16 protein-coding genes and 8 tRNA genes are annotated in these 25,589 nt (G+C 42.4%); 3 read left to right on the plus strand and 21 right to left on the minus strand.

Translation table 11 applies throughout. The features are described 5' to 3' along the window. The first annotated feature begins 14 nt into the window (after positions 1 to 14). Both DXX92_RS06605 and DXX92_RS06610 read left to right on the plus strand, forming a co-directional pair. Positions 15 to 1,247 (plus strand): efflux RND transporter periplasmic adaptor subunit, encoded by a 1,233-nt coding sequence (locus DXX92_RS06605; RefSeq protein WP_245961419.1) that lies wholly within the window; start codon positions 15 to 17, stop codon positions 1,245 to 1,247. Positions 1,248 to 1,271: 24 nt separating this feature from the next. Continuing rightward, positions 1,272 to 4,388, plus strand: a complete 3,117-nt coding sequence (locus tag DXX92_RS06610) for an efflux RND transporter permease subunit (RefSeq protein WP_115999735.1) — start codon at positions 1,272 to 1,274, stop codon at positions 4,386 to 4,388. A gap of 211 nt (positions 4,389 to 4,599) precedes the next feature. On the opposite strand, the gene prsT is transcribed toward DXX92_RS06610, so the two are convergent. The 10 genes from prsT to DXX92_RS06660 all read right to left on the minus strand — a co-directional run bounded on the left by prsT (position 4,600) and on the right by DXX92_RS06660 (position 19,495). Next, a complete protein-coding gene (gene prsT / locus DXX92_RS06615; RefSeq protein WP_115999736.1) occupies positions 4,600 to 7,383 on the minus strand; it encodes an XrtA/PEP-CTERM system TPR-repeat protein PrsT in 2,784 nt (927 codons plus the stop codon). 132 nt (positions 7,384 to 7,515) lie between these two features. Beyond that, positions 7,516 to 8,316, minus strand: a complete 801-nt coding sequence (gene xdp1 / locus DXX92_RS06620) for an exosortase-dependent surface protein XDP1 (RefSeq protein ID WP_147301940.1) — start codon at positions 8,314 to 8,316, stop codon at positions 7,516 to 7,518. A gap of 336 nt (positions 8,317 to 8,652) precedes the next feature. Then, positions 8,653 to 10,341 (minus strand): amidohydrolase, encoded by a 1,689-nt coding sequence (locus tag DXX92_RS06625; protein WP_115999738.1) that lies wholly within the window; start codon positions 10,339 to 10,341, stop codon positions 8,653 to 8,655. Positions 10,342 to 10,488: 147 nt separating this feature from the next. Further along, positions 10,489 to 12,048 (minus strand): apolipoprotein N-acyltransferase, encoded by a 1,560-nt coding sequence (gene lnt, locus DXX92_RS06630; RefSeq protein ID WP_115999739.1) that lies wholly within the window; start codon positions 12,046 to 12,048, stop codon positions 10,489 to 10,491. Positions 12,049 to 12,070: 22 nt separating this feature from the next. Further along, complete coding sequence (locus tag DXX92_RS06635) at positions 12,071 to 12,949, minus strand: HlyC/CorC family transporter (protein ID WP_115999740.1); 879 nt, start codon at positions 12,947 to 12,949, stop codon at positions 12,071 to 12,073. 16 nt (positions 12,950 to 12,965) lie between these two features. Then, positions 12,966 to 13,442, minus strand: a complete 477-nt coding sequence (gene ybeY, locus DXX92_RS06640; protein ID WP_428977358.1) for an rRNA maturation RNase YbeY — start codon at positions 13,440 to 13,442, stop codon at positions 12,966 to 12,968. Next, positions 13,432 to 14,607: a PhoH family protein gene (locus DXX92_RS06645; RefSeq protein WP_115999742.1), complete on the minus strand. Its 1,176-nt coding sequence runs from the start codon at positions 14,605 to 14,607 to the stop codon at positions 13,432 to 13,434. The genes ybeY and DXX92_RS06645 overlap by 11 nt, the downstream gene beginning before the upstream one ends. A 113-nt stretch (positions 14,608 to 14,720) precedes the next feature. Further along, on the minus strand, positions 14,721 to 16,175 hold the full coding sequence (gene miaB, locus DXX92_RS06650) for a tRNA (N6-isopentenyl adenosine(37)-C2)-methylthiotransferase MiaB (protein WP_115999743.1): 1,455 nt from the start codon (positions 16,173 to 16,175) through the stop codon (positions 14,721 to 14,723). Positions 16,176 to 16,275: 100 nt separating this feature from the next. Next, on the minus strand, positions 16,276 to 19,068 hold the full coding sequence (locus DXX92_RS06655; RefSeq protein ID WP_147301941.1) for a triple tyrosine motif-containing protein: 2,793 nt from the start codon (positions 19,066 to 19,068) through the stop codon (positions 16,276 to 16,278). Then, positions 19,046 to 19,495, minus strand: coding sequence for a hypothetical protein (locus DXX92_RS06660; RefSeq protein ID WP_115999745.1), 450 nt, complete (start codon positions 19,493 to 19,495; stop codon positions 19,046 to 19,048). Before DXX92_RS06660 ends, DXX92_RS06655 begins: the two co-directional genes overlap by 23 nt. Before the next feature lie 205 nt (positions 19,496 to 19,700). Here DXX92_RS06660 and DXX92_RS06665 point away from each other — a divergent pair, with 205 nt between their 5' ends. Further along, on the plus strand, positions 19,701 to 20,870 hold the full coding sequence (locus DXX92_RS06665; RefSeq protein ID WP_115999746.1) for an FAD-dependent oxidoreductase: 1,170 nt from the start codon (positions 19,701 to 19,703) through the stop codon (positions 20,868 to 20,870). Between the two features lie 659 nt (positions 20,871 to 21,529). Here the strand turns inward: DXX92_RS06665 and DXX92_RS06670 are convergent. The 11 genes from DXX92_RS06670 to DXX92_RS06720 form a co-directional block, all read right to left on the minus strand. Beyond that, positions 21,530 to 21,604: transfer RNA gene (locus DXX92_RS06670), tRNA-Gln, on the minus strand. Positions 21,605 to 21,653: 49 nt separating this feature from the next. Continuing rightward, positions 21,654 to 21,738, minus strand: a tRNA-Leu gene (locus DXX92_RS06675). A 64-nt stretch (positions 21,739 to 21,802) separates the two neighbouring features. Further along, positions 21,803 to 21,879: transfer RNA gene (locus DXX92_RS06680), tRNA-Met, on the minus strand. Positions 21,880 to 21,933: 54 nt separating this feature from the next. Further along, positions 21,934 to 22,018 (minus strand) — tRNA-Leu (locus DXX92_RS06685). Positions 22,019 to 22,065: 47 nt separating this feature from the next. Further along, positions 22,066 to 22,140, minus strand: a tRNA-Gln gene (locus DXX92_RS06690). A gap of 61 nt (positions 22,141 to 22,201) precedes the next feature. Next, a tRNA-Gln gene (locus tag DXX92_RS06695) sits at positions 22,202 to 22,276 on the minus strand. A gap of 42 nt (positions 22,277 to 22,318) precedes the next feature. Then, positions 22,319 to 22,403: transfer RNA gene (locus tag DXX92_RS06700), tRNA-Leu, on the minus strand. Between the two features lie 8 nt (positions 22,404 to 22,411). Further along, positions 22,412 to 22,488 (minus strand) — tRNA-Met (locus tag DXX92_RS06705). 557 nt (positions 22,489 to 23,045) lie between these two features. Next, positions 23,046 to 24,137: a redox-regulated ATPase YchF gene (gene ychF, locus DXX92_RS06710; protein WP_115999747.1), complete on the minus strand. Its 1,092-nt coding sequence runs from the start codon at positions 24,135 to 24,137 to the stop codon at positions 23,046 to 23,048. An 80-nt stretch (positions 24,138 to 24,217) separates the two neighbouring features. Further along, a complete protein-coding gene (gene pth, locus DXX92_RS06715; RefSeq protein WP_115999748.1) occupies positions 24,218 to 24,802 on the minus strand; it encodes an aminoacyl-tRNA hydrolase in 585 nt (194 codons plus the stop codon). A gap of 15 nt (positions 24,803 to 24,817) precedes the next feature. Next, positions 24,818 to 25,432, minus strand: coding sequence for a 50S ribosomal protein L25/general stress protein Ctc (locus tag DXX92_RS06720; protein ID WP_428977333.1), 615 nt, complete (start codon positions 25,430 to 25,432; stop codon positions 24,818 to 24,820). Between the last annotated feature and the right edge of the window lie 157 nt (positions 25,433 to 25,589).

The following is a 25,589-nucleotide window of genomic DNA, read 5'->3' on the forward strand; positions in this document are numbered from 1 at the left end:
ACGGAGTTGAGTAAATGTTGCAAAAAAGCATCCAACCTGAAGTCTACATAGCCAAGCCTTTGGTTCGTCATAGAATAAAGCAAACTGTTAAACACGGCATATTACTGAGCTTGCTTTCCATGCTTTTGGCTTGTAGCCAAGAAAGTGCGCAACCTTCGGCTGCGCCAAAACCAGCGGTTTCGGTATATCGGATTACTGCTGAACCTGTTGGTTTTGTACGAGACTTTGTCGCGAGAACGCAAGCTTCGCAGCAGGCTAGCATAGTGGCTAGGGTAGAGGGTGAGTTAATTGCTAAACATTTTGAAGAAGGCAGCACAGTAGATAAAGATCAATTGCTATTTGAGCTTGACGATTCAACCTACCAAGCTTCATTGACCCAAGCAAAAGCAGAACTTGAAAGTAAGCAATCAGCCGCCGAGCGAGCTAAGCGCAATCTAGCTCGCGGTCAGGAAGTTGCTCCACAGGGCTTTATTTCACAATCTGATCTCGACAAGCTGATTGCAGAAGATTTGCAAGCAAAGGCAGCGGTGAGCTCTGCACAAGCAGCACTAGAAAAAGCAGAATTAGACCTTAGCTATACTCGCATTCATGCACCGTTTGCTGGTCAGATTGGTAAAATAGTCCAAGATATCGGCAATATTGTTGGGCCCGGTTCAGGTGAATTAGCGAGTTTACAAGCAACTAATCCCGTGTACGTAAATTTCCAGATAGATGAGAGTGAATATATCACCTATTTGCAGTCACGCTCTGAAGCAACACAAGCACAACAAGCAGGCTTTACCCTATCGTTAAAACTCCCTAACAATACTATTTATCAAGGTCAGGGGCAGTTTGTTTTTGCCGATACTAAAATTGATGCCGGTATGGGAACTGTTGAACTAAGAGCTCAATTTGAAAACCCTGAAGGGCTTATAGTCCCTGGCTTATACGTCACCTTATTGGTTGAGGGAAATGCCAAACAAGCATTGCCCATGGTACCGCAAATTGCTGTGCAGTTAGGCCAACAAGGAGAGTCCGTGTTGGTCGTCGATAACGACAATAAGGTAGTTCAGCGTCAGTTGGTTTTAGGGCGTCAAATAAACGCAATGCGAGTGGTTGAATCAGGCTTGGCAACTGGCGATAAAGTGATTATTGAGGGGCTGCAAAAAGTCCGCTCTGGCAGTGAAGTTACCCTTGTAGAAAAACAGGTAGACCCAACCACCGGCGTGATTTCTGATTTAACAACACAAGATCAGGTTAAGGAATAAATCAGGGCTAAGGACAGAACAATTATGATCAGTAATACTTTTATTCATCGCCCTAAATTTGCCATTGTTATTGCGATTGTTATTTCTTTGGCGGGTGTTATTGCGATGGGCTTGTTACCTGTCAACATGTACCCGCAGATCACACCACAACAAGTAGAAATAAGCGCTGTTTATCCTGGTGCTAGCGCCCAAGTTGTCGAGGAAGCGGTAATTCGCCCCATTGAAGAACAAATCAATGGCGTGGAAAACATGATGTACATTGAATCGACTGCCTCAAACAATGGCACTGCAGTTATTAATGTGTTTTTTAAAGTGGGTACCGATGGTGATATTGCCCAAGTCAATGTGCAAAATCGAGTCGCATTGGCAGAAAGTTCTTTGCCGCAAGAGGTTACGCGCCCAGGTGTTAGTGTAAAGAAAAAGTCTTCTAACATGTTAATGGCGATTAACCTTTACGCGGAAAATGACACCATAGACCAACTGTTTCTGAGCAACTACGCAACGAATCAACTTACTGAGCCTTTGGGACGCATTCCTGGCGTAGCGGCGGCGACTGTGATGGGGGAAATGACCTACAGTATGCGGGCTTGGTTAAAACCTGATCGCATGGCCTCTTTGGGGGTAACGGTTACTGAGATTAAACAAGCTTTACAAGAGCAAAACGTTATTGTTGCCGCAGGCAAATTTGGTGCAAGTCCTGTCGCTGAAAACCAACAGTTTGAGTATGCGATACAAGCACAAGGGCGATTAAAAACGGCTAAAGAGTTTGAAAATACCATTATTCGAGCGCAGGGTAACGGCAACTTTATCCGCTTGTCGGATATCGCGCGCATTGAGTTAGGTGCAGAAAACTATGCAATAGAAGCGCGATTAAATGGCCAGCCAACTGCATTTTTGGTGATCTATCAGTTGCCAGATGCAAATGCTACGCAAGTTGCGGAGCTGGTTAAACAGCAAATGGATGTGCTTTCACAACGTTTCCCAGACGGCTTGGCCTATGCGATCCCTTACGATACGACTAAATTTATCACCCGTTCTATCGACGAAGTTATTGTGACGCTTTACCAAGCGGTAGGATTGGTAATACTGGTTGTTTTCCTCTTTTTACAAAACTGGCGAGCAACCCTTATTCCGTCAATCGCTATCCCTGTGTCCTTAATTGGTACCTTCGCTTTTATGATGCTAATGGGGTATTCGATAAATACCATCACTTTATTTGGCTTAGTACTTGCCATTGGTATTGTGGTTGATGACGCCATCGTGGTGATTGAAAACGTCGAACGTTTGTTAAAAGAAGAAAAACTGCCGATTAAAGAAGCTGTTGCTAAGGCGATGTCACAAGTGTCAGGGCCGATTGTTGCAACCACCTTAGTGCTGCTAGCGGTGTTTGTACCGGTTGCATTTATGCCGGGCATTACAGGGGAACTCTACAAACAGTTCTCAGTGACAATTTCGTTTGCCGTGTTAATTTCATCGCTTAATGCATTAACGTTAAGCCCTGCACTGTGTACTTTATTGCTAGATGAAAAGCAAATGAAGCCTATTGGCTGGTTGCAGCCATTAGAGCGAGCAATAAACAGACTCACCGCAAGTTATACGAATGGTGTGCAGTACATTTTAAAACGCAGTGCACGTGCAGGCATTCTGGTATTTGTTGGCTTTGCGGCGACAGGGTGGCTGACGACTAATGTGCCCACAGCATTTGTTCCCGGAGAAGATCAAGGTTATCTATTTGTTGACATACAACTTCCAGATGCTGCTTCGGCCAATCGAACTGAAGCGGTTATCGACAAAATCACGCCTATCTTAAAGGCTGATCCTGCTGTTACTGACGTTATTACGGTGGCCGGTTCATCTATGCTGGGCGGTGCAGGTGCGAATCAGGGAATGGCTATTGTTATGCTTAAAGACTGGGAAGAGCGCAACACGCCCGAGCTTGGTTTAAGGCAAGTGTTAGGACGATTAATGGGGCAACTTTGGGCGATACCGGATGCACAAATTATGATGTTCAACCCGCCCCCTATTCCTGGGCTGGGCAATAGCTCAGGATTTGAGTTTAAGCTTCAAGATAGTCAAGGAAATAGCCCCGCAGAGCTTGCTCAGGTAATGAATGGGTTAATTTTTCAAGCTAATGCTCGCCCTGAACTCAATAGAGTTTTTAGTACATATCGCGCTAGTGTGCCACAGTATCAATTAGAGGTGGATCGCAACAAAGCCAAAGCGCAAGGGGTTGCACTGTCAGATATTTTTACGACTCTGCAAGCACAATTGGGCTCTTTATATATTAATGACTTTAGCCAATTTGGACGCACCTATCGCGTGACTATTCAGGCAGAAAGTAGCTACCGTGCGAAGCCTGAAGATCTACATTATTTTTATGTGCGCAATCAAGACGGTGAAATGGTGCCCTTAACAACGCTTGCAAAGTTAACGCCAAGCCTTGGGCCAACTAGCATTAATCACTTTAATCTTTATCGCAGTGCTTCGATTACTGGACAAGCTGCCGATGGTTACTCTTCTGGTCAGGCAATTTCAGTAATGGAAGAGCTTGCCAGCCAATTGCCTGACGGTTATGTATTTGAATGGGCGGGGCAATCAAAGCAAGAACTAGAGGCTGGTAACTTAGCCCCTATTTTATTTGGCTTAGCCATAGTGTTTGTGTATTTATTTTTAGTTGCTCAATACGAAAGTTGGACAATTCCTTTCTCAGTAATTGCAGCCGTGCCTATTGCGATATTTGGTGCTATGTTGGCGTTGTATACCGTTGGCATGGCGAATAATATTTATGCGCAAGTAGGGTTAATTTTGTTAATTGGTTTATCGACGAAAACGGCTATTTTAATTGTTGAGTTTGCTATGGAGTTGCATGCTAAAGGAGAGAGCGTTTTCAATGCGGCTTTGCAAGCAGCTAAACTGAGGTTCAGAGCGGTGTTGATGACGGCCTTGTCATTTGTGCTTGGGGTGCTTCCTTTGGTTTTCGCCTCCGGCGCAGGAGCTGGTAGTCGTATATCGCTTGGCTTGACGGTCTTGGCTGGCATGTTAGCCGCAACTATTTTAGGTACTTTATTAGTGCCATATTTCTATAGTGTTATTCAGCAAATGCGAATGGCAACGAAATCAAAAGCTAACAGGAGTGCTTAAGCGCACCTAATAAGCAAAAACCAAAAACCAAAAACCAAAAACCAAAAACCAAAAAAGCGGCAGATAATCTTTGCCGCTTTTTGTATTCAGACTCGACTAACAACACTGGCTAGTGTTTGGCAAGGCTAGTGTTTGGCAGTCGCCTAGATATTATTAGCTCCCTTAGCTGTAGCACCTTTGGCCTTAGATTAGTCATTAAGAAATACAGCGTTTAGTTGCCTTGCTCACCAACTTCTAAGAAACGTAGCAAGTCTTGTGCATCACTCTTACCTTTAAAATCTAGCGTACTGCTTACGGCTTTTTTCAGCTCAAGCTTTGCTTCGCCATCGCGATTTAATTTATGTAAGGTATAGCCGATATGATAAGAGATGACAGGATCTTCAGAGTTTAGCGCATTAGCATTTCTAAGCTTTGTTAGTGCCTCGGTGTAACTGCCTTGCTTAGCTAGCACCCAAGCGTATGTATCCATGATTGCCGTTGAATTTGGCATTAAAGATAACGCTTTATCGGCATAGGCTTTAGCAGTGTCGATATCTTCATCAAGGTAAATATTTGCCAGGTTGTTATAGAAAACAGCTTTGTTTCCATTACTTGCTTCTGCGAGTAATTTGTAATGATGCTTAGCTTTATCAAGTTGTTGATGATTCAAGTAAAAATCAGCAAGAAAGTTTCGCATTAGCTTTGTTCCTCGCTTATTCGTTAATATTTTTTCCATCTGCTGGCTAAACTGCCTGCTATTAACTCCCTGACTTGCCAACACGTATAGTTGAGCTGCTGCTTGTTCAAATTGATTATCGAGTGAGAGTGCTTTGCGATAAGCTGCATAGGCCTGTTTTTGCTTTCCTTGCTTAAATAGCAAGTCGCCTTGCAACAGATATACATTGGCATCTTCTGGATGGTTCTGTGATAGCTTGTCTAATAAGCGCTGACTTTCAACAACTGGTTTCATTTCAATTGCTAGTTTCGCTTGTGTTAAGTGCAAAACAGGCTCAGCTGGCGATTTCTCTATCGCTTGCTCGATACTATGATAAGCGGCTTCCAAATCTTGTGCTTGGCTTTGTAATAAGCTCAGCTGATAGAAGTCATTTGCTGACTGAGCGAGCCCAAGTAGTACTTTCAATGTTTGTTGGGCTGCTTGATAATCTTGTAATTGAATAAGTATTTTAGCTTTAGATGCCAAATGATTAGGTTCAAGGAAAACTAAATCATTTAAGCGCTCTACGTGTGTTAAAGCTTCTTTAAATTGACCTGTGCGGTAATAAACCTCGACTAAAAACGCAATTGTATCAACGTTATTCGGCGATGTTGTCAGCAATTTAAGCGCTGTTGCAATTGCAAGTTGCGGTTGATTGGTGTCACGAGCTAACTTGGCTTTTAACAGGAGTAATGCTGAGCCTCCGTGACCTTGTTCAGTCAATGAATTAACTATCTTCAAAGCTTCACTGTGTTCATTTGTTGCTGCTAAAGCGCTTGCGAGATTAAACTTAGTCGCATAATGCTCAGGCGTGCTATCAAGCACTTGTGTAAACAGCGATACTGCTTGGTCTGGTCTACCGGCTTTTAGTAAGGTGACAGCTTTAAAATTAATAAAGTCGATGTTTTCTGAGCTTATTGCAAGCAAACTATCTGCTACTGCGAGTGCTTGTTTAAAGTTACCCATTTCCAACGAAATAAGCCCCCTTGTAAGGGTGTAACTTGCACTCGGTGCATTTGGCTGTCGGCTATTAAGCAATGTCATCGCTTCTTCGTAGCGCTTACTTTTAGCAAGATAATTAGCTTGGGCGATAAGAATTTGGCTGTTGTCTTTGAATGTACTAGATAAACTTTCAAGGACACTTTTAGCTTTGTATATTTTGTTGGTACTTAAGTACACCTTAAACAGCTTTAATGATAAGCCTAAATCTTTTAGTACAACTTTTTCGTTACGCTCTAATAATTCTTGAGCCTTATCGACTTTACCCAGTTGCAGATATATTGCGCTTAGCATATTAAGCCCTGCAACGTCATTAGGTTGGTAGCTAGTGTAGAACGCTAACTCATTTTGCGCGAGCTCCAGGTTACCTTGCATAAGGGCCGCAGCACCAGAGATGTAGGCTAATGATGCATTGCTACTTTTTTGTGCTTCTGTCAGTAAAGACAGCTTTGCGCTGATATCTTCAAGAACTTGTTGAGCTTCATCGAGTTGATTGGTACGCGTTAACAGCTGGCTCTTCAACAAGCGGGCATAGGGATCATTGGGTGTAAGCTCGATAATGGTTTCAACTAACTTTAATGCCTTCTCGTGCTGCTTTGCATCGGTGTATTTGTGCGCTAAAGCGCGCATCACGATAGGGTCTTCAGGAGCCAACTGATGTGCTCTTTCTAAGTTTTCTAACGCCTCGCGTGCATTACCTTTAGCTGTAAAATAATCCGATCTTAGCTTCCATGTTTTATTATTGTCAGGAACAAGCGTTGTTAGTAGCGTGATATACTGCCAAGCTTGCTCAAATGAGCGCTCGGCAATGAAAAAATTAGCAAGAGAACTAATTACGCCTATATCTTTGGAGTTGAGGTTTTCAGCCTGCTTTAGTGCTCCTAATGCTTGATCATATTTTTCTAACGCGATAAACGCATTACTTTTTATTTGCAGTGTAGCGATTTGATTTTTTTTGTTTAATGTAAGGTTATCTAATAAGTCAATTAGCTCTTGATTTTTGCCTAATAGTAGCATTGCCCTTACTTGTTCGAAGATAAATTGGTTAGCGTCAGCACCAGCAGCAAGTGCGTCATTAAATTCTTGAATACCTTCTGAATATAAACCCTTACGCAAGAGTACTCTGCCCATAAGTACTTTGGCAGGTAGGTTTTCCGCATCGCTATTGAGTGTGTTTTTTAGGTGAATATATGCAGCTTCAATATCATCGACTTGATACGCGCCAATTGCTTTTTCAAGATCGTTTGATGCAAGTATTGAAAAACTAGCAAGTAAAGGTAATAAAGTAAAACTTCGGAGCATGACGTAACCTAACAGTAAACAGCTAACTTAATATTAGTATGTGTGATTGTAACTTAAAATAAAAAAAGATGGCGTTAGCCATCTTTTGTCAAAAGCGATAACCCAACGAGTTACACTGAGTTATATCTGCATTTATTTATTAACTTTTCGTCTTGCTAAAACAACTAGTGCAACTAGCATCAAAGCAAGTGGTGCTGGCTCAGGAATAGAGGTGCCTGGTTTGTTCGGTTTGGTTGTAAAGCCGATACTAGCTAACTTAAAACCATCATTACTTTCTAAACTAGCATCACCACCAAAATGGTGATTAAAAGCACCTACGATCCACCTTGTCGAACTAGCAGAACTCAAATCCTCACCAGCTTCAGAAGTGAATGAGTTAACGTAATAGCTGCCGCTATTTCCCATAAATTGACCATATCCCGAACTTAATGAAAAGTTATTGTCTACCTGATTCCAGGTTTTATCGGCTAGGTCTCCTGTTGTAACTGCCGCAACAGATACCTGAGTTGAACTTGCTCCGTACTCTAGATAGCCAGACGTAATTGAGTTTAACGTAACACTCAAATCACCAAAATCAAGCAAGAAGAAGTCGTAGTCACGCTCGTTTGGATTGGATTGATAGTTGTCCGCAGTGTGACCATCGCCAGAAGTGTTGTTAGAAATACCTAAGCCTCCTGGGTAGTCGCCAATTTCTGCAGCCTCTATCAGTAAATCAGTGGAAGAGCCATCAGCACTTTTTGTATCAGCCCACGCAGTAATTGTCAGTGTTTGAGTTTCGCCATTTGCACTAAAATTCTTGGTAAAGCTATTACCAAAATCCGAGCCATTTTGTGTTGCGTTCTCAACGTTCAATGTTAATGTGCTCGCATTAGCGAACGAACTAGCTACGACAACTAGTCCTGAAAGTATCCATTTACTTGGCTTTAGAAACATACTGAACTCCGTATTCAGAAAACTTTATTTAGTTTTAATTAGCGCCATTAATTTTTTAATTTAATGCAATTAATATGCAAATTATAAAAAATCTATATTTTACATAAGTCTATGTTTGCTTGTTAGCTAGCCACAGCATTAATTGTAAAGCACTTTGACACATAGTAAGACAATTGCTTTGGCAACTAATGACGTAATATTAACATTGTTGTGACATTGTTTTAATAGAGAGAATTTACGATTTTGCATAAATTGTTTGTTATGTGCATTTTCAATTATTTGAACGATCAATTTTGTTATTGAAAAATACTTAATCCAGAAATACCTGATACAAGGCTATTTCGTGAAAACTGGTTTCCCAGCCACCCAAGTTGCAAGCACTTTGTTTTGCCAAATCGTGCTAGGTTCCTGAGAAAACAAATCTTCTTTAATGAGAATAAAGTCAGCTTGTTTACCAGCTTCCAAGCTACCTAGCATAGGTTCTTGATGGCCAGCATAAGCGGCGTCAATCGTGAAACTTTTTAATGTTTCTTCAGTGGTGAGCGCCTCTTCGGAAATCCAACCTCCTAATGGTTGGTTGTTTCTGTCTTGACGAGTAATTGATGCGTGAAGGCCATAAAATGGATTGGTTGGTTCGACGGGGAAATCTGAGCCATTGGCAATACGAGCACCAGCGTTAAGTAAGCTGCGCCAAGCATAGGCACCTTTGAGTCGTTCTTTGCCTATTCTGCCTTGCGCCATATTTTTATCGCTGGTCGCATGCGTTGCTTGAATAGACGCAATCACATTTAGCTTCGCAAATTTTGGAATATCATCGAGTCGAAGTACTTGTGCATGTTCAATGCGATGACGCATTTTCTGGCTGCCGGATTGCTCAATCAGTTTGGCATAGTGATCAAAGGTTAAGGTATTGGCATGATCGCCGATCGCATGAGTATTCACTTGATAGCCCTTAGCCATGGCTGTTTTGATGTAATTGGCTAAATCTTTATCTTTATGCAGCAATATCCCTTTAGTGCCCGGTTGATCAGAGTAGTCCTCATGCAATGCTGCACCGCGACTTCCTAATGCACCATCTGATTGTATTTTTACGCTATTAAATTGAAAGAAATGATCGTCTGAGGCGTATTGGCCATCATCTAGCTTTTGTTGCCAGTCAGGGCTTGGTAGGTAGAGCATGGCATTTACGCGAATTGGCATTTGTTTGTCTTGTGCTAATTCTTGGTAAAGCTCAATGTGCTCAGCGGTCACGCCAGCGTCATGAACACTGGTTAAGCCAACTTCTGCTAGCGCTTTCATAGCTTTGACTAGTACACGTTTTTGCTCTGCTTTCGACAGTGGCGGGATTTTATCTGTGATCAAATTCATCGCGTAATCAATGAATATACCTGTTGGCTTACCTTGGCTATCTTTAATAATTTCGCCACCAACAGGGGCTTTAGTCTCTTTGGTAATACCTGCGAGTGCCATTGCTTTGCTGTTAGCCCAGCCAGCATGACCGTCGATACGACCTAAGAATACCGGAGTGTTTGGAAATAGCTTATCGAGTGATGCAGCCGTTGGAAATTGATCAACTGGCCATTGAACTTGGTTCCAACCTCGCCCTTGTATCCAACGCTGTTCAGGATTTTTATCACGATACGCTTTAACGCGCGCAACAGCTTCTTGTTCACTTTTGGAATTGACCAAGTCCACTTGCATTAGGCTTAAGCCGTAATTTAAGACATGACCATGAGCGTCTATTAAGCCCGGCAATAGTGTATTACCTTGCCCGTCGATAAGTTTTACTGAACTATTGATGCCACTTGGCTTAGTCGCATAAACATTGTCAATTTTATCGTCAGTAAACTCAATGGCAGAAAATTCTGTCAGCTTGCCATCGTTGATGGTATAGCCTTTAACATTGTGAATTAGCGTTGTGGTTGCGTTGGCTGATGTTACACCAGTCACTAACGCTAGCAGTGTTGCCGACGATAAAAGTAGGGCAGATAGACGGCGCAGATTAAACTTTGAGGTCAAGCTCATAGTGGCTCACTTATTGTTATTCCTTTTAGCACTTCATCATATGATCAAATACCCATCAAGCAAAGGAAAAAGCAATAAGCGGAAATATTGGGGGCTACGTTAGGAGCTGTGCTGGCAACTATGTTAGCAATAGCAGCAGCTATGTGACTAAAGTTTTGTTTTTCGACTGACGCCGATGATAAGCAAAAACAAAAGTGTTGCCAGAATATAGGTTGGGTAGCGCTGATATCGGCTAAACGGCGTATAACCTGTTACTAGCGCTACGTCGGCTTTTAGTACCTGTTCTTCAAACTGTGGAATGCGAGCAATAAACTGACCTTGATGATCAACCGCTGCGGTTACGCCAGTATTGGTTGATCGAACTAAGGGACGACCAAATTCTAAGGCGCGCATCTGTGCAATTTCCATATGCTGATGTGGTCCATGAGAAGTGCCAAACCAAGCGTCATTACTAACAGTGAGCAACATGTCAGTGTCAGCTTTAAAATTAGCGTGAAGTTGTTCTGGAAAGGCTATCTCAAAGCAAATTAGCGGTGTAATTGATAAGCCATTCGCCTTTAAATTCGATTGAATGTAATCGCCACGGGTAAAGGATGACATTGGTAGGTTGAAAAAGGGTGCAATAGGTCGCAGCCACTCTTGAAATGGCACAAATTCACCAATCGGCAATAAATGGTGCTTATAAAAGCGGTTGGCATTTGGATAGAAATAACTGCCACTGGTATCGGTAGCGCTTTCCTTACCTAAGACTATTAAGCTGTTGAAGTATTCTTTGCTTTCAAAGTTGTAATTAATAATGCCGGTAATAATCGCAGTGTCATTAAGCGCGGCAGCGCTATTGGCCATATCAAGAAATTCGCCAGCGAGTGGCTCTATTTTAGGAATAGCAGATTCAGGCCAAACAATTAGGTCGGCATCGTAGTTGGCACGTGTTAAGTCTAAATACTTTAACATGCTTGGCCACTCTTGCTCTTGTGCCCACTTAAGCTCTTGCGCGATATTCCCTTGCACCAGTGCAACCGATTTAGTTTCACCTGTAGGTTTCACAAACGTTAATTGCTGGCTGACAATAATACCCAGCACACAGCTCGCGAGCATTGCACCAGCGAGTTTAACTTGTTGCTTAAAATACAGGCTAAGCGCACTGGTCACCATGATTAGCATGATAAAGCTAATACCCACTTCGCCAATTATCGGGGCGAGGCCTGCCAATGGTGAGTTGAGTTGACTATAACCAATTGAAAGCCACGGAAACCCAGTTAAAACCCAGGCGCGCAGCCACTCGGTAAGCAGCCAAATACTAGGGAACAGTAGTAAGTTAAGCTGTCTATTGGTTGAGCATCTTGCACTAAGGTAGCCTGCGAGTGCTGGAAACAGGGCCAAATAGGCACATAGCAGTGCCATTAAGCCAAGCGAGGCAATTAATGGCAGGCCGCCAAATTGGTCAATGCTAACATGTACCCAGCTGATCCCGGCACCAAACCAACCGAGCCCGAAAAAGTAGCTACGCACGGCGGCGAGCTTCGGTGTTTGGCAATTTACTAGCGTGCCCCAGCAGGTCAGTGCAATAAAACTTAGCCACCATTGGCTGTAAGGGGCATACGCGAATACCATGGCTAAGCCAGCAACAAAGCTTAGCCAGTATTGCCAGACTAAGCTGGCCGACTTGACGCGGCTGGCAGTACCTTTGAGTGTGCTAAGGATCATTGATAGGTAAGTTAAACAGCTACTAGTCGGCGACTTTACCGTTCACTTCGTGATCTTTCGGGACGGTAACTTGCAGTACTTGAAGGCGGCGGCTGTCGGCAGACATCACTTTAAAGGCCCAGTCGCCAATGGCGACTTCTTCGCCTTTTTGCGGCATATGGCCAAATTGATGCAAGACAATACCGCCAATAGTATCTGAATCCGCTTCATCGAATTCACAGTTAAAGTAATCGTCGAAATCTTCTAAATCCGTTAACGCTTTTACTTGGTAAACGTTACCAGCTAAGTGTTTGATTTCTTCTTCTAACTCGTCGTCGGTTTCATCTTCAATTTCACCAACAATTAGTTCAAGAATATCTTCAATGGTAACAAGCCCAGAAACCCCGCCGTATTCGTCAACAACAATGGCCATGTGGTAGCGTTTAGCGCGGAATTCTTTAAGTAGTGATTCAACTTTTTTACTCTCGGGAATAATCATGGCTGGGCGAATTAAATCACTTAACGTAAAGTTATCGCCATCTTCTTTAAACGCGTGAGCAAGTAAGTCTTTCGCCAGCAGAATGCCTTCTACGTGGTCAATATCGTCATTAACGACAGGAAAACGCGAGTGCGCCGACTCTAAGATAATAGGTAGGAAATCAGCCAATGGCTGGTTTATGTCTAATGAGACAATTTGCGAGCGTGGGATCATGATCTCACGGACACGCATTTCGGAAACTTCCAGAACCCCCTCAATCATTTGCTTGGTTTCTGGTTTGATTAACTCGCGATCTTCTGCGTCATTTATTACATCAACGAGTTCTTCTTTATTTTGCGGCTCTCCAGTAAATGCTTGAACTATTTTGTCGAGAAATGATTTACTTGCAGAGCCGTTGCTAGAGTGGGGGTTGTCTTCGCTCATGGAGCTGTTTAGTTTCCTATATTAATTCGTAGGGGTTATTAAACCCAAGATTTTTTAGAATGTCTATTTCTAAGGCTTCCATTTCTTCCGCCTCGTCATCACTTATATGATCAAAGCCAAGTAAATGCAAGCATCCGTGAATTGTCATATGTGCCCAATGGGCAGCACGGGTTTTATTTTGTTCCTTTGCTTCGTTTTCAACCACTTGCGCACAAATAACCAGATCGCCGAGCAAGTCCATTTCAATACCTTCAGGTACTTCAAATGGAAATGACAGCACATTGGTGGGTTTGTCTTTATCGCGATAGGTATGGTTGAGCGACTGACTTTCAGCGGCATCGACTAAGCGTATGGTAAGCTCAAACGGCTTGTTGTATTGAAGCAGTGCAGTTTCTGCCCAGCGCTGAAAGTCTTCATTACTTGGCAGTTGGTCATTTTCAACTAGGCCTGCGGTGACATCCGCTTCAACGGCTCGCTGAATATCAAGCGTTATCGTCATTAGATGTCTTTTGCTCAGTGCTTAGTTTCTCTGTGCTTGGCTGTTCTTTGCTAGCGCTTTGCTGTGTGTTTGCTTGTGCTGCAGTAACAATATTCGCTGCCGCTGCTTGTACGGCTAGTTCTGCTTGCTTTTGCGCACTTTCTTGGGCTTTGCGCTCAGCTTTTAACTTGGCCATTTTAGAGTCATGGGCGTCGTAAGCTTCAACGATACGCGCAACCACAGGGTGACGGACAACATCTTTTGACTGGAAGAAGTTAAAGCTAATGCCTGGAATGTTTTGCAATACCTCAATGGCATGGCGTAAACCTGATTTTTGCCCGCGTGGTAAATCAACTTGGGTAATGTCACCTGTGATCACCGCGCGCGAATTAAAGCCAATACGAGTCAGGAACATTTTCATTTGCTCAACCGTCGTGTTCTGGCTTTCATCCAGAATAATAAAGGCATCGTTTAATGTACGACCGCGCATGTAAGCGAGTGGTGCGATTTCAATAACATTGCGTTCAATTAGCTTTTCGACTTTCTCAAAGCCAAGCATTTCAAACAAGGCATCGTAAAGTGGGCGCAGGTAAGGGTCGACCTTCTGTGATAAATCACCTGGCAAGAAACCTAATTTTTCACCAGCTTCAACCGCTGGGCGTGTTAGCAAAATACGGCGAATTTCTTGGCGTTCTAGCGCATCTACCGCACAGGCAACCGCTAAGTAAGTTTTACCCGTACCTGCTGGGCCAATACCAAAGCTGATATCATGTGTAATAACATTTTGCACGTACGCTGATTGATTCAGGTTACGCGGCTTCACAATACCGCGCTTAGTTTTGATGGTGACCATTTTTTCATAGTCGACATCAACCTTACTTGGCGCTTGCTCTAACACATTGGCGTTAAGAATGCCTAAATGTACCATCTCAGCGGTAATGGTTTTCATCTTGCCTTTAACGGTCTCAGTTTCAACATATAGCTCTTTGAGCAAGTCAGAAACCGCTTCCGTGTTGGATGGGCTGCCGACAATTTTAAACTCGTTGCCACGATAGCTAATTTCTACACCAAGGCGGCGTTCAATGGTTTTTAAGTTATCGTCTAGTGGCCCACAAAGGTTTGCCTGACGGGCATTGTCGACGGGCTCTAAGGTTAGCAAGGTGCTGTTATCTGTGCTCAAGAAATCTTCCGTTTGTCTTTTTGTGTTGTCTTTGCGTGTTAAAGATGAAAAGCCTGTAACTAAATAAAGCGTGGCATAAAAGCAAAGCAGCTTTTATGCCGATATCATATTTACTAAGGCGTAAACGTGCCAACACCGAGGTCGTCGGTGCCATTGGTGCTTGCCGCCGCATTAGCTTCATGATGGCTGTTAGCCAAGATATCAGACGGTGAATGCGCAATGCGTAAACCCATGTCTTTTTCTTCACGAACCAGCTTACCACGCAATGAGTTAGCGTATACGTCAGTAATTTCAACATCAACGAACTGACCAATTACGTGGTGCGGTGCTTCAAAGTTCACGATACGGTTATTTTCGGTACGGCCACGAAGTTCCATTGGGTTTTTCTTCGATGGACCTTCAACCAAAATACGTTGCTCTGTGCCTAACATTTGGCGTGCAATGCGCAACGCTTGCTGGCTAATGCGATCTTGCAAGATCTGTAGGCGCTGTTTCTTGGTTTCTTCGCTGATATCGTCAGGTAAGTCAGCCGCTGGCGTACCTGGGCGAGCGCTATAAATAAAGCTAAAGCTTAAATCAAAGTCGATATCTTTGATCAGATTCATGGTTTGCTCGAAATCGAAATCAGTTTCACCCGGGAAGCCAACAATAAAGTCAGATGACATGCAAATGTCAGGGCGCGCTTTACGCAGTTTGCGAATTTGTGACTTGTATTCAAGTGCGGTATGGCCACGCTTCATTTGCGTTAATATACGGTCACAGCCACTTTGTACTGGTAAGTGCAGGTGACTTACCAATTCAGGTACGTCTTTGTAGACTTCAATAATATCGTCAGTAAATTCTACTGGATGCGAGGTGGTGTAGCGAATACGATCAATACCATCAATGGTTGCCACTAAGCGCAATAATTCAGAGAAGCGACAGATAGTACCGTCATGGTTTTCACCGCGGTAAGCATTTACGTTTTGGCCTAATAGGTTAACTTCACGTACACCTTGTTCCGCTAATTGGGCGATTTCGTACAATACATCATCTAACGGACGGCTAACTTCTTCACCACGGGTGTAAGGTACAACACAGAAAGTGCAGTATTTACTACAACCTTCCATAATAGAAACAAACGCACTTGCGCCTTCTGCTTTTGGCTCAGGTAGGCGATCAAACTTTTCAATTTCTGGAAAGCTAACATCAACAACTGGCGCTTTTTCGCCAGATACTTGTTGGATCATCTCTGGCAAACGGTGAAGGGTTTGTGGACCAAAGACCATATCAACATAGGGTGCACGCTCGCGAATAGCATCGCCTTCTTGCGAGGCAACACAGCCGCCAACGCCAATGATCAAATCTGGGTTGTCATTTTTCAGTAACTTCCAGCGACCTAACTGGTGAAATACTTTTTCTTGCGCTTTTTCACGGATAGAGCAGGTATTGAGTAAGATTACGTCGGCGTCTTCTGCTTCTTCGGCTAATGAGAAACCGTGTGTTGAATCCAGTAAATCTGCCATTTTCTGCGAGTCATACTCGTTCATTTGACAGCCCCAGGTTTTAATATATAACTTTTTACTCATAACTACGTGCCCATAAGAAAATTGATTCCAGTTTTTGCTGGAGAATTTAAGGTCGCGTATTTTACTCTTTATGAGGGTTCTAGGGCAATAGGCTTTCGTGTTAACTAGTAAGACGCATCGGAAAGCTAATCACTATTTGGCTGCCTTTATCGTCTTTAGGCTCAAAGGTATTAACCGATGCCTTGTACTTATTGGCTATTTGTCGAATGTAATACATCGACATATTAAACGTAACCTTGCTATTAAAATGAGTAAAGCTGTCTTCGTCGTCGCTGATGGTTAACCATAGCTTATCTTTGAATTCTTTTAGCGTTAATTGGAAGTGGCTGGAGTCACCGTGCAGTATTGCGCAGGTTACGGCCTCGTATATTAGTTTATAAATATTGGCTTGTAGCTCGTAGCTCAACTGTTCGTTTTTAGCATACAAATCGTACGTCATTTTGACATGATATTTACGATGTAAAAATTCAGCGAAATAGGGTACCGCGATATTCAAATTACTGCCGTAAAGAGCGTCAGGCGTTTCTTCAGATTCTTCATTAGCAAATTGACTTATACATTGCTCGGCGATTTCAATTGCCTGCTCTTGCTTGTTTTCATGCAGCAAGGTAACGATTGATTGCAAGTTTCGTTGTGTTGACAATGCGCTTTTTCCTTTGCGCTTTACTTCTGTTTCGAGCAGCAAATAGATTTTTCGAATCGATTGTGTTCGTAAATAAAACGTCCAAGAAAACAATGCAATAAGACAAATTAAGGTAACTGCATATACAATGCGAGCTTGCAGTGTCCAATACCATGGGTAAGCAACATTAATATTGGCATAGGCTCGTTTCTCGCTCCACTGGCCTAAACTATTGGTTGCCATTATTTCGATGTTGTAGCGACCAGAAGCCAACCCCGTTAAGGTTAGCTGGTTACCATTGATATGATTCCAGGCGCCATTATTGAGCTTGTACTTGAATTTTTTTGCTTGGCCTGGGCGATAATCTAAACTGACCAAATCAAACGACACCACGTCACTAGCAGATGAAATATTAATTTCTTGGTTTTGTAGATATTGACTCCCAGAAACAATTGTTTTGCCAATATAAACATCCGCGCTATAAGTATTTCGTTGCTCTATTGGTACCTCTAATATGCCACCAAAATGGGCATAAAACACTGAGTCACCAACTAAGCGAGCAGCATCAGAAAATGAATATTTTTCTGTCGTTGGAATTAGGGCAACTTCATGAGTGCTTGGGTCTATAGTGTATAGGCCAACCGCCGAGCCGATCCAAATTTTGTTTTTAATCGTTGAGCTGTAGGTAAATTCAATACCTTGAGCAATCACAGATAGTAAAGTCCCTTGGCGGTCTAGTATGTTTATACCGTCTCCTAACGTGCCGGCAAATATTTTGCCGTTAGCATGTTCGAGTGAAATGACTTTGTTTGGGCCAAGGTTTGGCACATTGTTAATGTACTTACTAAAGCGATTGTAGATTGAAATGCCTTTGGTACCCGCTAGCCATACATCACCATTGTCAAAAGGAAGAATATCGATGATTTCAACTGATGTTAAGCCTTTGTCTTTATTGACATGATCTATGATTGCCTGCTTTTCTACATCATAAATATAAAGACCGTCAGAGTTACTACCTAAATAAAGTAGGCCATCTTGATATGCTAGTTTTATTAGGAGTTTATTGTTATTGGTAAATGGCACACGCACTAGACTTTCATTTTTAGCATTGAACTGCCAAAGCCCATCAAATGTCGCAATGAACAGGTCGTCACCGACGGGTTGTAAATCCATGACTCGTTTTGCACTGGTGGTAAATGCTTCGTTAATGTTGGCTGGAAAAATAGTCGATTTAGGGTCAAAGGCATGCAAACCTTGACCGTAACTACCAATAACGAGCTCTCCTGAAAATACGGATATCTCGTTAGAATTATTAGCGACATCAAAAGTCACGGGGTGATTTTTCAAAGAACTTTCAACAAGCCTTTGTATACCTAGGTTAGAAGCCAGCCATAAGACTTTTGAGCTATCATGATAGGCTGCTTTGACACGTCCTTTATCTGCGTGCTCGTAGTTATGTGGCAGTTCCGTAAGGTTCTCAGCTCTATAACGTTTGATTTCGCCTTCGTTAGAAATGGTAAAAAAGTTATTTGTATGGTGCTCTTTCGCTATGCCATTAATACCAGCAGTTGTCGGAATAGAGGCGACAACTTGCTCACCGTTATACGTATATATTTGGTTGGGCGTAACTACGATAAGGTATTGGCCAACCGCGGCGATCGTATTTACTTTCTCGCTAATTAATTGGTTAAATTTCTCATCTTTTAGAATGTAAGCGCCCTCGTAACCAGCGTCCATGTACAGGTGGCTCGAGGTTTTGACTAAATGTGTTGGCGCTGCTCCCTTGAAGATGTCTTTGGTTAAGCTAGTGTTACTGTCATGTTTGTATACACGCTTACCAGATGAGATGTAATAATTCCCGTTAAATTCGATACTATGATAGTGGCTTGAGCGCTCCGTATTAATATTCAGTTGCTCAAACTGACCATTGCTAGGGTCGAAAAGCCAAGTGCCTAAGCTTTCTGAAGAAACAATAAATTTGTCACCATGTGGCTCTATTTCATGTGTCCAAGTGAAGGGAAGTTGCCAGTTAGGATCGTTGGCGGAAAACGTTATGCTGTTGGTGCCATCGAATCGCGTTAACCCTTGATGTCCAGCTAGCCAAACAAAGCCGTTACTGTCTTGGGTAATACTATAAACCTTTGCTAGGTTGTCTATTTGGGCAATTGCAGTTGATGGGAAAAGTAAAGCTACGAAAATAGGCAATAGTGAAAGTGGCAGCAAGCGCTGCCACATAGCTTGTGGAAAATTAGATAATACTGTCCGGCGCAATGTCCGTTTCGTGCTTTTTCGTACCGCAAATCGCATAGACTTTTGGTAAAGCGCCTTCAGACTCAGGCTTTTGCACCAGTAAATAAGTTGGTTTTCTTGGATCATCTTGTTGTTGTTTTTGTTGCCAAGCTTTTGTTACAACGTCAGCTTGTTCTTGTCCATACTTCACTGCAAATGCTGTTGCTAGCATTTCGACACCAAAGTCATCCATTACCATCATCGTATTACCATGGTAGCCACTTGTGGTATCAAAATCTATATCAACGGTCATGATGTTATCTTCTGGTAACACTAAATCAAGTCGCATGTTAGCAAGCACAGCGCGATCAGGCTTCGCTTGTAAATTAGTAAGATTTGGTTTCTCTGTTAGGTCGTATACGAGTTTAATATCCGGAGCGACAATTTTTTCTTCTTTTAATGCAGACATAATCTTTCCTTAATTATTGGAATGGCAGAATTGCCAACTTGAGTATAATCGTTAATTACAATTCTTGAAGAGATAACTCGCACGGAATGTTAAATATTGATACTTATCAAATAAAAAGCGCTTTCAGCGCTGTGATGGTACTCGCCAAGGTCGCCAATACCTTTTAAACTAAACGCGATTTTTCTAAGTTAATTAAAACTAAATTATGCAACAGTACGATGTACTTATTGTTGGTGGCGGTATGATTGGTGCTGCTACTGCCTTATCTCTTGCTGAGCTTGGCCTCAAGGTCGTAGTGTTTGAGCAACATCAGCCACAAGAATTTTCACATGAACAAGCTTTCGATTTGCGCGTTTCGGCGATATCGGTAGCCTCTGAAAACTTACTCAAAGATCTAGGCGCATGGCAACAAATACTGCATTGGCGTGCTTGCCCTTATCGTCGGTTGGGGGTTTGGGAGTCAGAGCTTGCTTATGCAGAGTTCAATGCCGACGCGATTAATCAACCGCATCTTGGTCATATCGTAGAGAATCGATTAATTCAACTCTCACTATGGCAGCAAGTGGAGCAACATCAGGGGATTAAGCTAGTTTTGGGGCAACCAATAACTAATATTAATCAGCAAGTCGATAGTGTTTTGGTAGAAACTACGCAGGAGAATTTTATCGCGCGGTTAGTGGTAGCTGCCGATGGCGCTAATTCGTTTGTTAGAAAACAAGCAAAAATTGGCTGTACTGGTTGGAATTACCAGCAATCAGCAATGTTGATAAATGTGAAAACTGAGCTGTCTCAACAAGATATCACCTGGCAACGGTTTACGCCATCTGGACCATTAGCCATGCTGCCAATGCCAGGGCACAATGCCTCTTTAGTATGGTATGAGGATAGAGACCGCATAAAACAATTAGCACAGCTTAATAATGAAGAACTAACCGCGCAAATTTCACAATACTTCCCAGAGAAGCTCGGTAAAGTTGAAGTTGTTGATAAAGGCTACTTTCCATTAACCAGACAACATGCAAATAAATATGTGCAAGGTAATATTGTATTACTAGGAGATGCCGCCCATACAATTAACCCATTAGCGGGGCAGGGCGTGAATCTTGGTTTTAAAGATGTGCTCGCGCTTCGTAACGCGATTGCAGATGCTATTGCAAATGGCACTAGCTGGCATGCTTCAAGTGTATTGAATCGTTATGAAAAAATGCGCAGAAGAGACAATTTATTAATGATGTCGGCAATGGACGGCCTATACGCCACTTTCTCTAATGACTCATCAGTTTTAAAGGCGGTTCGCAATATCGGCTTATTTGCGGCGCAGCGTGTTACGCCTGCGATTAAAAACAAAGTATTAGCGTATGCTTGTGGGCTTTAACCTAAAGCCCTTTAATTTACTTATACCAAGTTGAATAATTATTTGATCACTCAGCGAGAATTTAAAGGCTTATAGACAAGGCTTGGCGTGCAGAGATTGGTTATTCCCCTTTTTTTGAACGAAAAGTAAACGCCATAACGCAGTATATGAGCCTTTAAAACTCGCCCTTGGGAATGCATAAGCAGCATGATAACTGCACAAAATTCACTTGATGTAGAACGACTATATCGTCATAAATTTCGTTTGTTCTAATACTGCTTATGTCATTCTGAGAGACTAAATAATTAATCAAATTGGTATTACTTCTATCTTTCATTAGGCGCTTTGTCGTTAAAACGTCTTTAATAAAAAGTATTTAACGGCATTTCTTCTCTCGCCATCCAAACAAACTGCCTATAGTCATATCAAATTCTCCATTCTGACTAAGAAGCGTTGATAAAGCATTATTCTTAAATAGGGAATCTGAGGCTTAATCGCGTAAACTGCGATTCTTTTTCGTAAAACTCAATGAGATCACAGTTACAAGAAGCAATTTGTTTGTAAATATCAAAGCAGATAGTTCAAAAATAATTGAACAAAGCTATAAGGTTAAACTTTAGCAATTATTTAACCGAGTAATTTTTTTTGAATTTAAGTACTGGAAAGCATGTAGAGAAAGTTGGCTGGGGTATCAGGATTTGAACCTGAGAATGACGGGATCAAAACCCGCTGCCTTACCGCTTGGCTATACCCCAATCATATTGAGATGATTTGTAATATCTGAGTGATATTACTAGTTTTCAATGGTACGGGAGGAGAGACTTGAACTCTCACGCCTCGCGGCACTGGAACCTAAATCCAGCGCGTCTACCAATTCCGCCACTCCCGCATTGAAAAGTTGTCGTTATTATAGAGCCGCCGCTCTTGTGCTACATTCAGCACTCATTTGTAAATGGTGGCTACACCGAGATTTGAACTTGGGACCCCATCATTATGAGTGATGTGCTCTAACCAGCTGAGCTATGTAGCCATTTACAACTTTCACTTCTTTAATATATAAAGATAATTGAAAGGTTCTACTAAATGGTACGGGAGGAGAGACTTGAACTCTCACGCCTCGCGGCACTGGAACCTAAATCCAGCGCGTCTACCAATTCCGCCACTCCCGCATTTAGTAATTTGCATTGTTAAAGAGCTTGCTACTCTATCTTAAGATTGGCTGGGGTATCAGGATTTGAACCTGAGAATGACGGGATCAAAACCCGCTGCCTTACCGCTTGGCTATACCCCAATCTTAAGGGCAAAACATCGATGATTTATACTCACCACAACTTTAGCCTAGGCTATGAAAGTGGCTGGGGTATCAGGATTTGAACCTGAGAATGACGGGATCAAAACCCGCTGCCTTACCGCTTGGCTATACCCCAACGATGTTTCATATTTTAATAACAGACAGCCTGTTATTAAAATGGTACGGGAGGAGAGACTTGAACTCTCACACCTCGCGGTACTGGAACCTAAATCCAGCGCGTCTACCAATTCCGCCACTCCCGCATTGTAAATGGTGGCTACACCGAGATTTGAACTTGGGACCCCATCATTATGAGTGATGTGCTCTAACCAGCTGAGCTATGTAGCCATTTACAATCTTGCCTCTCAGCAAGTGGCGCGTATTATGCAAATCTGATTGCAGCGCGTCAACCGTTTTTTTGCAAAAATATGACTACTTAGGTTTGTTTGGACAAATTACCAACAAGGCGTTTAATTACTACGCGAGAAGCATGTTTTTACGACCAATTTAACGCGTTATTTGTTTTTATATTTTAGAAGTATCACTACACAGTTAAAAGAGATGAGTTAAGAAGTTTGAGTTAAAGCACCGGTATATTTAACGAAGTAATGGTAAAACTAGTATTAGAAGAGCAATCGCTGCATTAGCCACTTTTAGCTATCAATAATCTATGTCTGCTCGCAGCTTGTTCTTAGCCAGTGATTTGTATTCATATACGCGGATGTAAATAAGCAGTTATATAAACAGGTATAAGCAGGTGCTTTTTTAAAGCTTTAAGGTTATGGCAAATAGAGAGTGAGTTGATCAAATACTGAAAAGAAAAAAGGAGCCATTAGGCTCCTTCTTCAATTATTAAGATAAACGCAAGATTAAGCGTTTAATTCAAGGTTTAGTTCAACGTTAACTTAAACGTTAAATCTAAAGTGAACTACATCACCGTCTTTTACTAGGTAATCCTTACCTTCTAAGCGCCATTTACCTGCTTCTTTCGCGCCAGATTCACCATTGTTTTCGATAAAGTCATCAAAACCAACAACTTCAGCACGGATAAAACCCTTCTCAAAGTCAGTGTGAATCACACCAGCTGCTTGCGGTGCCGTTGCGTTTTGCTTCACTGTCCAAGCGCGCACTTCTTTTACGCCAGCGGTGAAGTAAGTTTGTAAGCTTAATAAACCGTAACCAGAGTTAATTACGCGATTTAAGCCAGGCTCAGTTAACCCCATTTCTTCCATAAAGATCTCGCGATCTTCTTCGTCCATTTCTGAAAGCTCACCTTCAATTTCCGCACATACAGGTACTACAACGGCACCTTCTTTGGCAGCAATTTCGCGAACTTCATCAAGGTATGGGTTATTTTCAAAACCATCGTCATTAACGTTGGCAATGTACATGGTTGGCTTAACGGTTAAGAAGTTAAGGTATTTAACTGCGGCTAACTCTTCTTTTGTTAGCTCTAGTGAGCGGATCATTTCGCCTTCTTCTACGTGCGCTAAGATTTTCTCTAACACAGGTACTTCGAATTTAGCGTCTTTGTCGCCACCTTTAGCTTTTTTCGCTTGTTTTTGTAGGGCGCGCTCAGCGGTATCCATATCAGCAAGGGCTAATTCCGTGTTGATCACGTCAATATCGCTGCTTGGGCTAACTTTACCCGCAACGTGAACAATGTTTTCGTTTTCAAAACAACGTACCACATGGCCAATCGCATCTGTTTCACGAATGTTGGCTAAGAACTTGTTACCTAAACCTTCACCTTTTGAAGCACCAGCAACAAGACCCGCAATATCAACAAATTCCATAGTGGTTGCGATAACGCGCTCAGGGCTAACAATCTTGGCAATTTGATCTAAGCGAGGATCTGGTACAGGTACCACACCTGTATTAGGTTCGATGGTACAGAACGGGAAGTTAGCCGCTTCAATACCCGCTTTTGTTAATGCGTTGAACAAAGTAGATTTACCTACGTTTGGTAAACCAACAATACCACATTTAAAACCCATGATTTTTTCCTATCTCGTTATCGCCGATGTGCGGCAAATTAATTTTTGTCAGTGCTTTTGGCTAACATTAGAAAGCTGAGCTAGGCAGCCTTAAAGCTGTGTAAACGATTTTGTGCTTTCTTTAAATCGTCTTTTAGCCAAATTTCAAAGCAGCGGCTGGCTTCATCAACCGCTTGATCAATTAACGTTTGCTCGGCAGCAGGTGCTTTGCCAAGTACGTGTCCGGTTACGCGATCTTTATGGCCAGGGTGACCAATGCCAATGCGCAAACGGTAGAAATCTTTATTATTTGCCATTCTGGCGATAATGTCTCGTAAGCCATTATGACCACCATGGCCACCACCCATTTTTATTTTACAAACTCCCGGTGACATGTCCATTTCATCGTGTGCTACCAGCATTTCGCTAACGGGAATTTTGAAAAAATTCGCCAACGGTGCTACGGCTTGACCACTGCGATTCATAAAAGTGGTTGGAATAAGTAAATGAACAAGTTGACCCGCAATTTGCCCTTTGCCATACAGGCCAGCATATTTCTTTTCGGGTTTTAGGGAGATGTTATGGATGCGAGCAAGTTCTTCAACGAACCAGACGCCAGCGTTATGGCGAGTTTTTGTGTATTCGGGGCCGGGATTACCCAGCCCCACAACTAATTGAATAGTCATAAACGAACGTTATGATTACTCTTCAGTTGCTTCTTCTTCAGCAGCTTCGTCGTTACCGCCTTTAGGAGCGTTTAATGTAACAACAGCTTGGTCGTGGCTTTCACCTTTAGCTAATTCATCAGAAGTAACGCCTTCTGGGAATTTAACGTCAGATAGGTGAAGCGTTTGACCAACTTCTAAGTCTGCACAATCAACTTCGATGAACTCTGGCAAGTTACCTGGTAAACAAGTAATTGCGATTTCAGCGATGTGGTGAGCAACAGAACCACCTTTCTTCGCAGCAGCTTCTTCGTTGATGAAGTGAACTGGTACGTTAGTGTGTACAGCGTGAGTAGCATCAATACGCATGAAATCCATGTGCATTACTAGCGGCTTGTACGGGTGACGTTGCATGTCTTTTAATAAACACTCAACTTTTTCACCGTCAACGTTTAACGTTAATACGTGAGAGTAGAATGCTTCTTCTTCTTGCGCACGGAATACTTTGTTGTGAGCAAGTGTTAAAGATACAGGCTCTTTGCCTTCACCGTAAAGGATAGCTGGAACTTTGTTCGCGTGACGTAGGCGGCGGCTCGCACCTTTCCCTAGGTCAGTACGTACTTCAGCATCCAAAGTAAATAAATCAGTCATGATAAATACTCTATTAATAAGTCAAAAATTGTTGCTCTTTGCGACCAAGAACAACCTGAACACCTGATATGTTGACCAGCATAAACTCACTAATAAGTAAGCTTAAATCTTAGCCACCATAAAAAGGCGCGGCATCATAGCATTTTCATTCGTTAAA

The sequence above is a fragment of the Thalassotalea euphylliae genome (assembly GCF_003390395.1).
GTDB lineage: Bacteria > Pseudomonadota > Gammaproteobacteria > Enterobacterales > Alteromonadaceae > Thalassotalea_F > Thalassotalea_F euphylliae_C.